This window comes from Vibrio sp. V23_P3S9T160, from assembly GCF_963886625.1.
Classification (GTDB): Bacteria; Pseudomonadota; Gammaproteobacteria; order Enterobacterales; family Vibrionaceae; genus Vibrio; species Vibrio anguillarum.
In genome coordinates this window covers 28,620-43,638 of record NZ_CAWPDB010000107.1, presented here as the reverse complement: position 1 = coordinate 43,638, position 15,019 = coordinate 28,620, and the positions used below count along the sequence as shown (strand labels likewise).

At 45.2% G+C, this 15,019-nt stretch carries 12 protein-coding genes; 1 reads left to right on the top strand and 11 read right to left on the bottom strand.

Annotated features, from left to right (window positions below; genetic code table 11):
- Window positions 1-454: 454 nt before the first annotated feature.
- From dapB to secA, 3 genes are all read right to left on the bottom strand, one after another.
- Entirely contained in the window at window positions 455-1,264 is an 810-nt protein-coding gene (dapB, locus tag AACU59_RS06370) for a 4-hydroxy-tetrahydrodipicolinate reductase (protein WP_026027267.1), read from the bottom strand.
- Window positions 1,265-1,368: 104 nt separating this feature from the next.
- Entirely contained in the window at window positions 1,369-1,767 is a 399-nt protein-coding gene (gene mutT, locus AACU59_RS06365; RefSeq protein ID WP_064625868.1) for an 8-oxo-dGTP diphosphatase MutT, read from the bottom strand.
- A gap of 103 nt (window positions 1,768-1,870) precedes the next feature.
- Window positions 1,871-4,597 (bottom strand): preprotein translocase subunit SecA, encoded by a 2,727-nt coding sequence (gene secA, locus AACU59_RS06360; RefSeq protein ID WP_013856087.1) that lies wholly within the window; start codon window positions 4,595-4,597, stop codon window positions 1,871-1,873.
- Between the two features lie 324 nt (window positions 4,598-4,921).
- On the opposite strand from secA, the gene AACU59_RS06355 reads away from it, so the two are divergent.
- The gene (locus AACU59_RS06355) at window positions 4,922-5,377 is read left to right on the top strand and encodes a DUF721 domain-containing protein (protein WP_017046518.1); all 456 of its coding nucleotides are present in this window, start codon (window positions 4,922-4,924) and stop codon (window positions 5,375-5,377) included.
- A 70-nt stretch (window positions 5,378-5,447) separates the two neighbouring features.
- On the opposite strand, the gene lpxC is transcribed toward AACU59_RS06355, so the two are convergent.
- The 8 genes from lpxC to murD all read right to left on the bottom strand — a co-directional run bounded on the left by lpxC (window position 5,448) and on the right by murD (window position 14,993).
- Window positions 5,448-6,365 (bottom strand): UDP-3-O-acyl-N-acetylglucosamine deacetylase, encoded by a 918-nt coding sequence (lpxC, locus tag AACU59_RS06350; RefSeq protein WP_010317993.1) that lies wholly within the window; start codon window positions 6,363-6,365, stop codon window positions 5,448-5,450.
- Between the two features lie 97 nt (window positions 6,366-6,462).
- Entirely contained in the window at window positions 6,463-7,680 is a 1,218-nt protein-coding gene (gene ftsZ / locus AACU59_RS06345) for a cell division protein FtsZ (protein ID WP_017042647.1), read from the bottom strand.
- Between the two features lie 30 nt (window positions 7,681-7,710).
- Entirely contained in the window at window positions 7,711-8,973 is a 1,263-nt protein-coding gene (ftsA, locus tag AACU59_RS06340) for a cell division protein FtsA (protein WP_010317995.1), read from the bottom strand.
- On the bottom strand, window positions 8,966-9,739 hold the full coding sequence (locus AACU59_RS06335) for a cell division protein FtsQ/DivIB (protein WP_176428571.1): 774 nt from the start codon (window positions 9,737-9,739) through the stop codon (window positions 8,966-8,968). The genes ftsA and AACU59_RS06335 overlap by 8 nt, the downstream gene beginning before the upstream one ends.
- A 188-nt stretch (window positions 9,740-9,927) precedes the next feature.
- On the bottom strand, window positions 9,928-11,388 hold the full coding sequence (gene murC / locus AACU59_RS06330) for a UDP-N-acetylmuramate--L-alanine ligase (protein ID WP_094145562.1): 1,461 nt from the start codon (window positions 11,386-11,388) through the stop codon (window positions 9,928-9,930).
- A gap of 13 nt (window positions 11,389-11,401) precedes the next feature.
- A complete protein-coding gene (murG, locus tag AACU59_RS06325; protein WP_161437647.1) occupies window positions 11,402-12,463 on the bottom strand; it encodes an undecaprenyldiphospho-muramoylpentapeptide beta-N-acetylglucosaminyltransferase in 1,062 nt (353 codons plus the stop codon).
- A complete protein-coding gene (ftsW, locus tag AACU59_RS06320) occupies window positions 12,450-13,625 on the bottom strand; it encodes a cell division protein FtsW (protein ID WP_094145426.1) in 1,176 nt (391 codons plus the stop codon). Before ftsW ends, murG begins: the two co-directional genes overlap by 14 nt.
- Before the next feature lie 42 nt (window positions 13,626-13,667).
- On the bottom strand, window positions 13,668-14,993 hold the full coding sequence (gene murD, locus AACU59_RS06315) for a UDP-N-acetylmuramoyl-L-alanine--D-glutamate ligase (RefSeq protein ID WP_443281014.1): 1,326 nt from the start codon (window positions 14,991-14,993) through the stop codon (window positions 13,668-13,670).
- Window positions 14,994-15,019: the final 26 nt, after the last annotated feature.

Genomic DNA, 15,019 nt, shown 5'->3' with positions numbered 1-15,019 from the left:
ATATAAATTAAACTGCAAATCTGTCTTCCTTAAGGCCATAGAGTCGCGCCATAGGGTGATTTAGACAAATTGGCGGTATTCTAATGACCACCATGATTACTGTCAACATTTCATAATAAATTAAGGCAACATTTAAAGCGTTAGAGATAAAAAGCGAACCTAAGACAGTAAAAAAATAGGTTTGATGAGTAAAAAAATGAGAATGGAGGAATTAGAATCAGCAAACTGAAACTCTTTGATGCATTTTAAACAATCAACGATAAACAAAATCACGCAAACGTTAATCAAGCAGAGAATAAGTACAATTTCAGAGATCTAAAACAAAAATAAAGTAATACCAACTAAAAACACAACAAAAGTAAGTCAGTAAAGTGAAAATAAAGAGAGATAATTAAATCGGTAAAAAGAGGTGTAACAAAGATGCGCCAGCAAACACTGACGCATAATTATGTAATCAAAGATCGTTCAAACCTAACACGTCAGTCATGCTATAAAAACCCGCAGGTTTATCAGCAAGCCAAACCGCCGCTCTCACTGCACCATTGGCAAAAGTCATACGATCCGTCGCTTTATGGGTGATTTCTACACGTTCACCGATATCAGCGAACATCGCGGTATGCTCACCCACGATATCGCCAGCACGAATCGTAGCAAAACCAATCTCATTTTTAGTACGTTCACCGGTAATACCTTCTCGCGCATAGACGGCAACGTCACTCAGTTGGTTACCCATAGCATTAGCAATCGCCTCTCCCATGCCAATTGCGGTTCCTGACGGAGCATCCACTTTATGACGATGGTGGGCTTCAATGATCTCAATATCACAGTAATCACCCATCACTTTAGCCGCTTTTTCAAGCAATTTGAAAACAAGGTTAACCCCAACGCTGTAGTTAGGAGCCATGACAATCGCAATCTGTTGTGCGGCAGCATTGATTTGTGCTCTTTCTGCTTCAGAAAAGCCCGTTGTGCCAATCACTAGCTTCTTACCGTGTTTTTTACATAACTCAATATTGGCTAAGGTGCTCACAGGAGCTGTAAAATCAATGATGACATCGAAGTTATCTACGGCATTCTCTAGGTTATCCACCAACGCGATATCAAATCGCCCTTCACCGCATAACTCACCGATATCAACCCCAACCAACGAGGACTCAGGACGCTCTGAGCCCGCACCCACTCGAGCATGGTTATTTTGATAAGTGGCTTTCACCAAATTGCGGCCCATTCGACCCGCCGCTCCTGCAATCGCAATTCTCACCATTGCGTTATTCTCCATTGTGACGACATCAGCTTAAGCTTGCATCGTTTCTCTTCGTTCAAGGTGTTTCTGTAAACTATCAACATTTGCTTGTGGTGGCTAGCGACTTAGGCAAACTCTTTCATGACGCGCTCGACAATGGGCGTATTGGCTTCAGGAAATGAATAGTTTGCCAACTCAGAAACCGCTACCCATTCTCCTTGCTGCCCTTCTTTACCATACGGCTGATGATCAAATTGTGTCACGCAAATAAAATCAAAAGTTAAGGACTTGTCTGAATAGTCAAACTCAAGGTATTGGTAAGGAGATTGCTCAGTAATATGAATACCAATCTCTTCATCTAGCTCGCGAAAAATGGCTTGTTCAATCGTTTCTCCCGCTTCAACTTTGCCGCCAGGGAACTCCCAAAAACCGCCTTTGTGAAGATGATCTGGTCGTTTGGTAATGTAAATTTCTGATTTATCGCTATTGAAGATAATAGCCGCAACAATATGAACACGTTTCATAAAGACTCCGATTCGCCGACTTCCCAACCTAGAAAATAAAAATGAGAAATATTGAGTTAAAAAAAGAGTCGCCTAAGCGACTCTTGGGTGATCATCCAAGGGATCAGTTGATCTGTCCGTGGCACTGTTTGTACTTTTTACCGCTACCACAAGGGCAAGGCTCATTACGACCAACTTTACGCTCTTCACGAACCATAGGCTGGTGCCCTTGATCTTCAGAAGCTTCATCTGCAACCGAACTGTCAGCACTTTGGTGCTGGAACTGTTGGCGACGCGCGGCTTCTTCCGCCTGCGCTTGACGCTGTGCTTCCATACGTTCAACTTCTTCTTGCTGCTGTACGCGCACCTTCGACAAGATAGTAATCACATCGGTTTTTAAAGAATTCAGTAATTCTTCAAACAGCTCAAACGACTCACGCTTGTACTCTTGTTTTGGGTTTTTCTGCGCATAGCCACGTAGGTGGATGCCTTGGCGCAAATGATCCATCGCCGCTAGATGCTCTTTCCACAAGGTATCCAGAGTTTGTAGCATGACCGATTTTTCAAAATTACGCAGAACAGAAGCCCCAACCGCTTTCTCTTTTTCACGATACACACTAACCGCTTGTTCAAGAATACGTTCGCGCAGCGCTTCTTCGTACAATTTATCATCAGCATCTAACCATTGCTGTAATGGCAGCTCTAAATCAAAATCGTTTTTCAAACGATCTTCCAACCCTTTAACATCCCACATATCTTCGAGCGATTGTGGCGGAATATATTCGTCAATAACGGAAGTCAGAACATCTTGACGATTCTGCTCAATCATTTCGCTGATATCGTCTGCTTCCATGAGCTCATCACGCAGCTCATAAACCACTTTACGTTGATCGTTAGCAACATCATCGTATTCAAGAAGCTGTTTACGAATATCAAAGTTACGTCCTTCGACTTTACGTTGCGCTTTTTCAATCGAGCGAGAAAGCATCTTACTTTCGATCGCTTCACCTTCATCCATACCACTTTGGATAAGGCTTGCCATACGATCTGAGGTGAAGATACGCAGCAGTGAATCTTCCATCGATAGATAGAAACGTGAAGAACCCGCATCCCCTTGACGACCAGAACGACCACGTAACTGGTTATCGATACGACGAGATTCGTGGCGTTCAGTACCAATGATGTGCAGACCACCAGCGGCTAACACTTGGTTATGAACCTCTTTCCACTTCGCTTTGATCTCATCGATCTGCTCTTGTGTTGGATTCTCTAGCTGCTCAATTTGTGCCTGCCAGCTGCCGCCCAATACAATATCAGTACCACGACCTGCCATGTTAGTCGCAATCGTCACCGCGCCCGGAATACCCGCTTGCGCTACAATTTCTGCTTCTTTTTCATGGAATTTCGCGTTAAGCACGTTATGTTTCACTTTAGCTTGCTTCAACGCATTAGAAAGTAGTTCAGATTTCTCAATCGAAACCGTACCGACTAGGGTTGGTTGACCTTTTGCAACACGCGCTTTGATGTCTTCAATGATCGCCGCAAATTTTTCAGCTTCAGTGCGATACACCACATCAGGCATATCATCACGAACCATAGGTTTATTGGTTGGGATCACCACGGTTTCCAAACCGTAAATCGATTGGAATTCGAACGCTTCGGTATCGGCAGTGCCCGTCATACCAGAAAGTTTTTCGTATAAACGGAAATAGTTTTGGAAGGTGATCGACGCAAGAGTCTGGTTCTCGTTTTGGATTTTAACACCTTCTTTCGCCTCGACAGCTTGGTGTAAACCTTCAGACCAACGACGACCTGGCATGGTGCGGCCAGTGTGCTCATCAACGATGACCACTTCGCCCTCTTCTGTCACGATGTAATCAACGTTTTTCTCAAATAACACATGCGCACGCAATGCGGCATTGACGTGGTGAAGTAAGCTAATGTTCGTGGGTGAATAAAGAGTATCGCCCTCTTCCATCAAACCATTTTTCACCATTAACTCTTCAACAAATTCTTGACCCGTTTCAGTCAAATGGACTTGTTTTGATTTTTCGTCAACCGTGTAGTGACCATCACCACGATACTCTTCAGAATCTTCTTTATCTTGCTTTTGCAGAAGTGGAATGAGGGTATTAATGCGGATGTACAACTCAGAACTATCTTCTGCAGGACCCGAGATAATCAACGGCGTTCGCGCTTCATCAATAAGAATCGAGTCCACTTCATCGACTACGGCAAAGAAACGTTCACGCTGTACTCGATCTTCTTTACGGAAAGCCATGTTGTCACGTAAGTAATCGAAACCAAACTCGTTATTGGTCCCGTAAAGAATATCGGCTTGATAAGAAAGTTTTTTCTCTTGTGGTGGCATATTGGGTACGTTAATACCGACCGTCATGCCTAAAAACTCAAACAGTGGGCGGTTTGTTTCTGCGTCACGTTTAGCAAGATAATCGTTGACAGTAACAATGTGCACGCCTTTGCCAGGCAAGGCATTGAGATACGCAGGTAAAGTCGCGGTTAACGTTTTACCTTCACCAGTGCGCATTTCTGCGATTTGACCCGCGTTGAGAACCATACCGCCGATCAACTGTACGTCGAAGTGACGCATACCATATACGCGCTTGGACGCTTCACGCACGGTGGCAAATGCTTCAGGAAGTAATTGGTCTAAGGTTTCACCTTGCTCTAAACGTTGACGAAACTCAACCGTTTTGGCTTTTAATTCTTCATCAGTTAGTGCTTCAAAAGTAGGCTCGTAGCTGTTGATCTCTTTGACAATTTTTTTAAGGCGGCGCAGCGTTCTGTCATTGCGACTGCCAATAACCTTTGTCAGTAGCTTAGTTATCATGTGTCAGGAATCTCTCTTTATTAGATCGTTTTCGATCTACTCTTAATGCCGTCAGTCTCTACCAGTTTTGAACTAAGGATACTGAGATAAATCATGTATCACAGATATTGTGACGGTGAGGTTTATTTTCAAGGTATTAAATAATTATGTAACGCATAGTGTAAGGAATTTTTGCGGCAACAACCAATAGCAAAACTATTTGTTTGAAGCACACTTAATATTTTTACGCTTTTTGAGCACTGTTTAAGCAATAACATGGATTTATTACTATACGCATCATAGGCACCACAATAGAATTGAATGGCAACTTAAGAGGGAGACACCATGCGCGATCACCGTCCCACGTTAACGAAAGAGCTGATCAGCGATTCATCTCTAAAGAAAATACAGCAACATGCCACCGAGATCCTCGCTTTAAATAAAGTGCTCAATAAGTTGCTTCCTAAAGGAACGGCCGATCATGTCCGAGCCGCTAATGTGCGCGGTGGTCACTTAATCGTTGAAGTGGCCAGTGCATCAATAAAAATGAAGCTTGATTATGACCGATTACACATTTTGAATCAGTTACGCAACCAAGGATTTGCCAAATTGATCAGCATTGAGCTCAAGATAAACCCAGCGCTCTATCGTAATCGTGGTATGAAAGAAGAAAAAGAAACGGTCGCTCGCCCACCACTATCTGAAAATACGGCGCAAGCATTATTGATGGTGGCGAGTAGCGCTTCCCCCAAAGTCAAAAAACGTTTGGAAAATTTGGCGAAATTGGCTAGGCCCAAATAAGCGTCATCAATGAATTAGTACAAATAAAAAGGCCAGACAACTGTCTGGCCTTTTTATTTAAAAATTGCGATTAAGCGAGAACCATATTTGGTTCAGCAAACGCCACTGGAGAGCCAACTTCTTCTTCAAAAGTAGCCCATTCCCACGCCTCTTGGTCGGCTAAGACCGCACGCAGTAGCTGGTTATTTAAACCATGGCCTGATTTATAAGCACGGAACTCACCCACAATGGAATGACCACACATGTACAAGTCACCAATGGCATCCAATACTTTATGAGTGACAAACTCATTGGCAAAACGCAAACCTTCTTCATTAAGAATACGGTATTCATCTAATACGATGGCGCAATCAAAGCTACCACCTAAACAGAGGTTTTGCGATTGTAGGTACTCAATGTCACGCATGAAACCAAAAGTACGAGCTCTTGAAATTTCTTTGACGAAACCTTGCGAGGAAAAATCAAACACCATGCGCTGTTCATCAGAATCGATAGCAGGATGTTGAAAGTCAATCTCAAAATCCATACGAAAACCGTTATGAGGTACAAGTTCCGCCCACTTATCACCATCTTCAAATCGAACTGGTTTCTTAATTCGAATAAAACGTTTTGGTGTATTCAGCGTTTGAATGCCCGCTTGTTGTAGCAAGTAAACAAATGGGCTAGCACTACCATCCATAATAGGAATTTCAGGTGCGTCAACTTCGATGATAACGTTGTCGATTCCCATGCCCGCTAATGCTGCATTTAAGTGCTCAACAGTAGAGATACGAATACCTTCATCGTTGACCAAAGCAGTACATAGCATGGTATCGCGAACAGATTCAGGGTCCGCAGGGAAGTCTACTGGAGGATTGACATCAGTACGGCGGTAAATGATCCCAGTGTTTGCAGCAGCAGGGCGAAGCGTTAATGTGACTTTACGACCAGAGTGTAAGCCCACCCCAGTTGTTTTCACTATTTCTTTCAGAGTTCGTTGTCTGATCATCTACTTGCCTCTATGTCAGTGCGACAAAACACGGTCGGTAAAGCACCGACCGCGAATGCTACCATAATTTTGAACAGTGTCAAATTATGTCTAATTGTTAATCAGCCTGACGACGTAAAAATGCTGGGATATCAAGATATCCATTTTCCTTATCTGCTTTCGGTGCCGTATTTTGGCTTGCACCGGAAGAAGATGAAACAGTTGACGACGATGCTGATTGCGGTTTCACTTCTGCTCTTTCTTGCAAAGGCTGTGCCGTTTTTTCTTCGATTTTCGCTGCTTGTTGAACCATTTGTGGTTGAACTGCTGGTGCGACTTTTGCTTTACCGCCTGCAACTAAAGTAATGTCTGGCTTTTTCTCATTGCCAATACCCGTTGCAACGACAGTCACGCGAATTTCGTCTGCCATATCAGGATCTAACGAAGTACCGATGACAACTGTCGCATTGTCAGACGCAAACGCCTTAACAGTATTACCGACGGTTTCAAATTCGTCTAGTCGCATATCCAAACCAGCGGTAATATTGACCAACACGCCACGAGCGCCTGCAAGATCAATATCTTCCAAAAGAGGGCTAGAAATTGCCATCTCTGCCGCTTCTTCTGCACGATCTTCGCCGCGAGCCACTCCACTACCCATCATCGCGTGGCCCATTTCTGACATCACAGTACGTACGTCAGCAAAGTCCACGTTAATCATGCCTGGGCGTGTAATTAGCTCTGCAATACCTTGCACTGCATTTTTAAGTACATCATTCGCACTCGCAAATGCTTCAAGTAAGGTAATACCACGACCTAACACTTTCAGTAGTTTTTCATTAGGAATGGTAATCAAAGAGTCAACGTGTTTTGACAACTCTTCAATACCTTGCTCAGCAAATGCCAAACGTTTTTTTCCTTCAAAACTGAAAGGTTTCGTGACAACCGCTACGGTTAAGATACCCAGTTCTTTGGCAACTTCTGCAATAACAGGAGCTGCACCAGTACCTGTACCACCGCCCATACCAGCTGCGATAAACACCATATCGGCACCCATCAGAACTTCTTTAATTCTTTCTCTGTCTTCTAGAGCTGCATCACGTCCAACTTGCGGGTTTGCACCAGCACCCAAACCTTTAGTGATATCACCACCAATTTGAATGACGCTACTTACGCTTGTTTTACGAAGTGCTTGCGCATCGGTATTGACACTGATGAATTCCACGCCTTCGATGGACTCACGCACCATGTGTTCAACAGCGTTACCGCCACCACCACCAACTCCAACGACTTTAATTACAGCATCGTCAGACATTTCCATCATCGGTTCAAACATGTGTTATCTCCGTTTTCCCTGCAACTCAGGTTAAAACTCTTTTTGTATCCAGTTACGCAAACGACCAATTAAGCTCGACATGGATTGGCGTTTCGGTTCGCTGTATTCCGTGTCGTCATTAATTTGGCTCTCTTTCGCATAATGAAGTAAACCAACCGCCGTAGAATGATACGGCTCTTTTACGTAATCTGTAAGGCCACTCACCTCTAAAGGCTTGCCTACGCGAACTTGATTGCGGAAAACGCGTTCCGCACACTCAACCAAACCTTCAATTTGCGCAGCGCCGCCAGTTAAAACAACACCAGCCGCTAAATGGTGTTTAATACCATTTTTGCGCAATTTGTCTTGGACAGTATCTATAGTTTGGTTAACTAATCCCATTAATTCAGTGTAGCGAGGTTCAATCACTTCCGACAAGGTTTGTCTTTGCAAACTTCGCGAAGGTCTTCCTCCTACACTTGGGACGTTAACGGTATCATCCTTGCTTACCAATTCACTCAGCGCACAGCCATATTTTACTTTAATCTCTTCAGCATCACTGACTGGTGTGCCAAATGCAAAAGCAATATCACTGGTTACTGCGTTTCCTGCATAAGAAAACACTTCAGTATGTCGTAACGCACCACCGGTCCAGATAGCAACATCCATAGTGCCTGCGCCTATATCAATCACGCACACACCTAACTCTCGCTCATCTTCCGTAATAACTGCATTACTTGCCGCTAAACCAGAGTAAACCAGTTGTTCAACTTTTAAACCACAGCGTTCTACCGCTTTGATAATATTTCTCGCCATATCATTATGACAAGAAATAAGATGCACGCTCACTTCCATGCGCACACCTGATAAACCAAGCGGGTTTTTAATTCCCTCTTGGTAATCAATCGTAAATTCTTGAGGAATGACGTGCAATATTCTTTGCTCTTCCCCAATTTTTATTGATTTGGCGGTATGAATCGCTCGATCCATATCTTCTTGAGAAACTTCTTCATCCGAAATAGTTCCCATGCCTTTTTCAATACGGCTCGCAATATGTCGCCCAGATAGAGAGAGAAACACATTACTAATTTGGCATTCCGCCATTAATTCTGCTTGGTCAACCGCTCTTTGGACAGACTTAACGACCGATTCAAGATCGTTAACTCCCCCTTTATCCATCCCACGGGATGGGCTCGTACCAGCGCCAATAATATTAATTTGACCGTCAGGCAGTATTTCACCGACTAAAGCTGACACGGTGGCTGTGCCTATATCAAGACCAACAATAATGTTGTCATCAGCGGTCTTAGTCATTTTTACTCTCTTGTGCTTCTTGTTCAGGGAACCAACCTACTGCGGCTCCTGTATCATATCTAAGATCGATATAGCTAACTTGTTCAGCTTTATTACCTAAATTCTTATACAGCGAAATAAAACGTGCAACTCGCTCATCTAGTGATTCTTTACCTAACTCTAAGCGGATGCCATTATCTAAAATTATTTGCCACGCTCGACGATCGTTGAGTAACAGTGACGATATATTTAAGTTTAATGATTGAAACTTAGGGTTCGTTTTATTCCAAACATCCAGTACTTCGTGACTGGTTCCTTGCGGGCCATAAAGTTTCACTCTATCGCCGTTCAATTGACCAATATCACCATTAAATACCGTGCCATATCCGTCTAACAAAGCGTTGCCATTCCAAATCGCTACCGCTCTATACTCTGTCAGAAACACTTTTATTGTGTCAGGCCATTGTTTACGAATCGATGCATGGGCCACCCACGGGATGACCTGTACACTCGATTGAAGTACGTTAATATCTTGCGACATGAAAGTACCGATATGATCCAACTGAGCAAAAGCGCGCTGCACATCTAGCGAAGATACGTATTGCAAGTCACCTTGTAGAACAATTTTTGAAAGCGGTAGCCGCTGTTCATCCCACATCCAACTGAGTGTTGAATAAATGAGTGAACTTATCAGCACCACCACCACGAATAAAAAAACAGCGCCAACGGCGTGATCTTTTATGAGTGGCGAACGGGACACAGCTCGGCTTTCATCGAACACATTCATTAACAAAGCCTGATGTTCCTGTTTTCAAATCGCAATCGCATGCCCTATTTGACTTACAATAGAGGTAAAAGCACTGACTTTAACCTCCGGATTATACTGAGGTCGCTGAAAGTATCAAACATTGAAAGTAAGAAATCTGGACTGGATACCATGTTATTCAATATTGATACACAAATAAGCCACCTAAATTAAATCTGTTGCATTTTACTGATATTCAATTCGAGAGCTGCTAAATGTTTCGCCACCTTGCCTACATCACCAGCACCTTGCGTCAACACGAGGTCACCCTCTTGTAATACATTAGCCAAAACTGAAGGCAGCATGGTGCTGTCAGGAACAAAAATAGGATCGATTTTACCGCGGCTACGTATAGTGCGGCACAATGAGCGCCCATCGGCTCCTGCAATCGGCTTTTCTCCTGCAGCATAGACATCGAGCATGATCAGCACATCGACTTGCTCCAGCACATTGGCAAAATCATCATACAAATCACGAGTACGGCTATAGCGATGAGGCTGAAAAATCATCACTAACCGTTTGTCTTGCCAACCGCTACGCGCCGCCTTAATAGTCACTCCGACCTCGGTTGGGTGATGACCATAATCATCGACAAGCATGACAACTCCATTGCCCGTATCAAACTCGCCAAGATGATCAAAACGACGTCCAGTGCCTTGAGTGCTCGCCATCGCCTTTAAAATCGCTGCATCGCAAATATCGTCTTCCGTAGCCACCGCAATAGCAGCAGATGCATTAAGTGCGTTATGACGACCTGGGATATTCAACGTGATATCAAGATTAGCTCGACCTTGTCTGACGACAGTAAACTGGCCTTGTTGGCCCTGCTGATGGTAATTCTCGATCCTGACGTCTGCATCGTCGGCAAAGCCGTAGGTGATCACTTGGCGACTGATACGTGGAATAATTTCACGCACAACAGGATCATCAATACATAATATCGCCTGACCATAAAATGGCAGGTTGTGTAGGAAATCGATGAAGGTTTGTTTGAGCGTTTCAAAATCACCGCCATAGGTGTCCATGTGGTCCGCTTCAATGTTAGTTACGATGCTGACCATAGGTTGAAGATGAAGGAATGAAGCATCACTTTCGTCAGCTTCAGCAATCAAAATTCGACTTGAGCCTAAACGCGCATTGGTGCCAGCGCTTTTGACTAACCCACCATTGACAAACGTGGGATCTAAACCAGCCTCAGAATAAATTTGCGTAACCAATGCCGTGGTGGTGGTTTTTCCATGTGTCCCAGCCACCGCAATGCCGTGACGAAAGCGCATTAATTCTGCCAGCATTTCTGCACGACGAACAATAGGAATGCGTCGCTCACGCGCCGCTTTGAGTTCAGGGTTAAGTTCATTGATCGCGGTCGACACCACCACCACACTAGCGAGCTCAACATTACTGTCTTGGTGGCCGATGTGAATGATGGCCCCTTTACTCACTAATCTTTCGGTAACAGCGTTGGAAGCAAGATCAGAACCCGTTATTTGGTAGCCTTCATTGAGCAACACTTCCGCAATTCCGCTCATGCCTGCCCCACCAATACCGACAAAGTGAATACACTTGACGCGGCGCATCTCTGGCACCATGGCACGGATTTGGGCTAAATCTTGAGTATGTTTAATGGTCATGAAAAATTTCTCGTTATTGTGTAAGTGCGATGATAGCGTCGGCGACAACTTTATCAGCATCCAGTTGTGCGGCTGCGCGCGCTTGCTGCGCCATCAACAGCAGATCATGGCGATCAAGAGAAGCAATCTCTTGCGCCAGTTTTTCTACTGTGAGTTGGGGCTGTTCAATCATTTTGGCCGCACCACAAGCGACTAAGTGATCCGCGTTAAGCGCTTGCTGCCGATCTTTATGCATAAAAGGGATAAATATAGCGCCAACACCGGCTGCTGCCACTTCCGAAACCGTTAATGCTCCCGAGCGGCACACCAGCAAATCAGCCCACGCATAAGCGCCAGCCACATCCTCAATGAACTCTGTGACGTGCGCATTTTTGATCTGAAGCGCGCGATAAGCTTGCTCAACCGACTGTTGATTATTCTTGCCTGCTTGATGGCAAACTTGGTAATCATCACCAAGCACAGCGAGAACTTCAGGCAAAGTTTGATTGAGAATCTGCGCGCCCTGGCTGCCACCCATCACGAGAATGCGGATCGGTTCATTTCGCTCAGCAAAACGCGCTTGCGGCACAGGTAATGTGGCGACATCTTGGCGTACAGGATTTCCTACCACTTGCGCGTCAGTAAAGGCACCAGGGAAGGCTTGAAACACACGTTTGGCAATTTTTGAGAGCCAGTGATTGGTTAACCCTGCCACGGCATTTTGCTCATGCAGCACAACAGGAATACCTAATGACCACGCCGCCACACCGCCGGGGCCACTGACGTATCCGCCCATGCCGAGTACCGCATCAGGTTGCCACTGCTTTAAGTAACGACGCGCTTGAAAAATCGCGTTCATAATTTGAAAAGGCGCTTTCAGCAAACGCAATATGCCTTGCCCGCGCAAGCCCTTGACTTGGATAAAATCGATCTCAATGCCATGCTTAGGCACTAATTCCGCCTCCATCCTATCTGCAGTCCCTAGCCAGCGGATCTGCCAACCTTGTTGTTGGAGCTGCTTAGCCACGGCGAGGCCAGGGAACACATGCCCACCCGTACCACCAGCCATGACCATTAAACGTTTATTGTTTGTCATTGGATTCTTTTTCTATAGTCACTCGATTGCGATCTTTGAGTCGACATTCGTGATCAATTCTCAACACGATCGACACCGCAACCGACATAATAATTAAACTTGAACCACCGTAGCTGATCAAAGGCAGCGTCAGGCCCTTAGTCGGCACCATACCTGCCGCCGCACCAACATTGACGAGCGTTTGGAATGCAAACCAAATTCCAATACCAAAGGCCAAATAGCCACCAAATTGCTGATCATGCTCAAAGGCTTTTTTACCGATAAACACCGCTTTAAGCACCAGACTAAAAATCAGCAGCAGAACCAATACAACTCCAACAAAACCGAGCTCTTCGGCCAGCACCGCAAATACGAAATCGGTGTGCGCTTCAGGTAAGTATTCTAGCTTTTGAATCGAGTTACCAAGCCCTTGACCAAACCACTCTCCGCGGCCAAACGCCATTAAAGATTGAGTCAATTGATAACCGCTGCCAAACGGGTCTTCCCACGGGTCAAGAAATGAAGTCACGCGGCTAATACGGTAAGGCTCTGCGGCAATCAGTGCGATTACCGCAACAATTCCAGCCACCATCAACGCAATAAATTGTGACAGTTTGGCCCCAGCAATAAACAACATGCCAAACAGAGTCACCAGCATCACAACCACAGTTCCCAAATCTGGCTGACCAAGCAGTAAGATGGCCAAGGTTCCAAACACCATAATCGGCTTCATGAAACCACCAAAAAATGTCTGCCTCACTTCATCCTGTTTACGAACTAAGTATCCAGCCATGAAAATAAACAGCGACAGTTTCGCCACCTCAGCAGGTTGCAGGTTAAATAATCCAAGAGGGATCCAGCGCGAGGCACCATTGACTGATTTACCCGCGAGCAAAACCACAATCAACAAGATGAAAGAAACACCTAATAGTACTGAGCTATATTGCATCCAGCGTTTCATTGGTACTTGCAACACTAAACAAGACGTCACGATGGCCAACATCAAAAAAATGGCGTGACGAAACATAAAGTGAAAGGGCTGCTCAGTTAAACGTGAACTGATGGGAAACGAGGCGGATGTCACCATCACCAGCCCAGTAAGCATCAAACCTAAAGCAATCCATACCAATTGACGATCAAACAAGGCTTCAGGCGCTTGGCTCTGAAACCATTGACGAGTCATCTTGATAAGGCTTGAAAAGGACAAAATGCAATTTCCTGTTGATTAAGCGTAACGCTGCACAAGCTCGGCAAAGGCGTCACCTCTAGCCATAAAGTTTTTAAACTGATCAAAACTGGCACAGGCAGGCGAGAGCATCACCATATCGCCGCGACGCAGTTGCGGTTTGATCAATACGATAATCTCTTCCATCGATGAATAGAACTGAGCCGATGGATGCAGTGGCATAAATTGCCCACCGTCGACGCCAAAACAGCACAATTTTACGTTCAATGTCTTTAGTATCGGTACTAATGGCGAGAAATCAGCGCCCTTGCCAACGCCGCCCACCAGCAGATACAAAGTTCCTTGACAATTTAACCCCGACAGCGCCGCTTGAGTGCTTGCGACATTAGTTGCTTTCGAGTCATTGACCCATTTTACGCCGTGATTATCAGCAACAACCTGACAACGATGTGTCAACCCGCGGTAAGATTTCAATGCGTCAAGCGCAGATGAGTAGTCAACACCAGCCAAATCGAGCAGTGCAAGCACAGTGAGCACGTTGGCACTATTGTGTCGTCCCACTAAGCTGAGCTCCTCGCTTGCCAACAATGGCGTGCCTTTCGCGACTAAAAACGATTTTCCATCAATCATTTGCGTGCAATAGTCGGCGTCATGTTCAACGGAAAAACGTGCGATGTGACCTGAAAATGAGGGAGGTTCCGTCTGGCTATCATCGGCGTTCACGACCGCCGCTTGCGCATACTTAAAAATGCGCAATTTAGCTTGGCGATACGATTCCATACCATCGTAGCGATCCATATGATCTTCAGTCAGATTGAGAAAGGCGGCTGAGACGAGTTTTAAACTTGAGGTCGTTTCTAGCTGGAAGCTTGAAAGCTCTAGCACATAAAGATCAGCCTCTTGCTGAAGTAGATCTAAAGCAGGTACACCAATATTGCCGCCAACCGCAACCTTAACCCCAGCGGCTTTGGCAAGCACTCCAGTTAAATCCGTCACCGTGCTCTTACCGTTGGATCCTGTGATAGCGATGACAGGCTTATCCACCTGCCAAGCAAACAACTCAATATCACCGACTACGGGAATGTGCTGTGCTAACGCCAGTTGAATCTCTGGCGTAGCTAAAGCAATGCCCGGATTAGTGACAATCAGGTCAGCGTCAAGTAGCCAAGCTTGGTTCCAGCTGCCACAATGTAGCTGCACTTGCGAGCTTAAATGCTCTCGACCTGGCGGGTTTTCCCGCGTGTCGATCACCTTAATCGTGAGCGAGCGATCTAAGCTCAAAAGGTAGTTCACCACCGAGAGGCCCGTCATACCCAGCCCCACGACCACCACATTATTAACAGTTTGCCAACGATCCATCTTCATTCCATTCAACGCCGTTTTGCTCTATC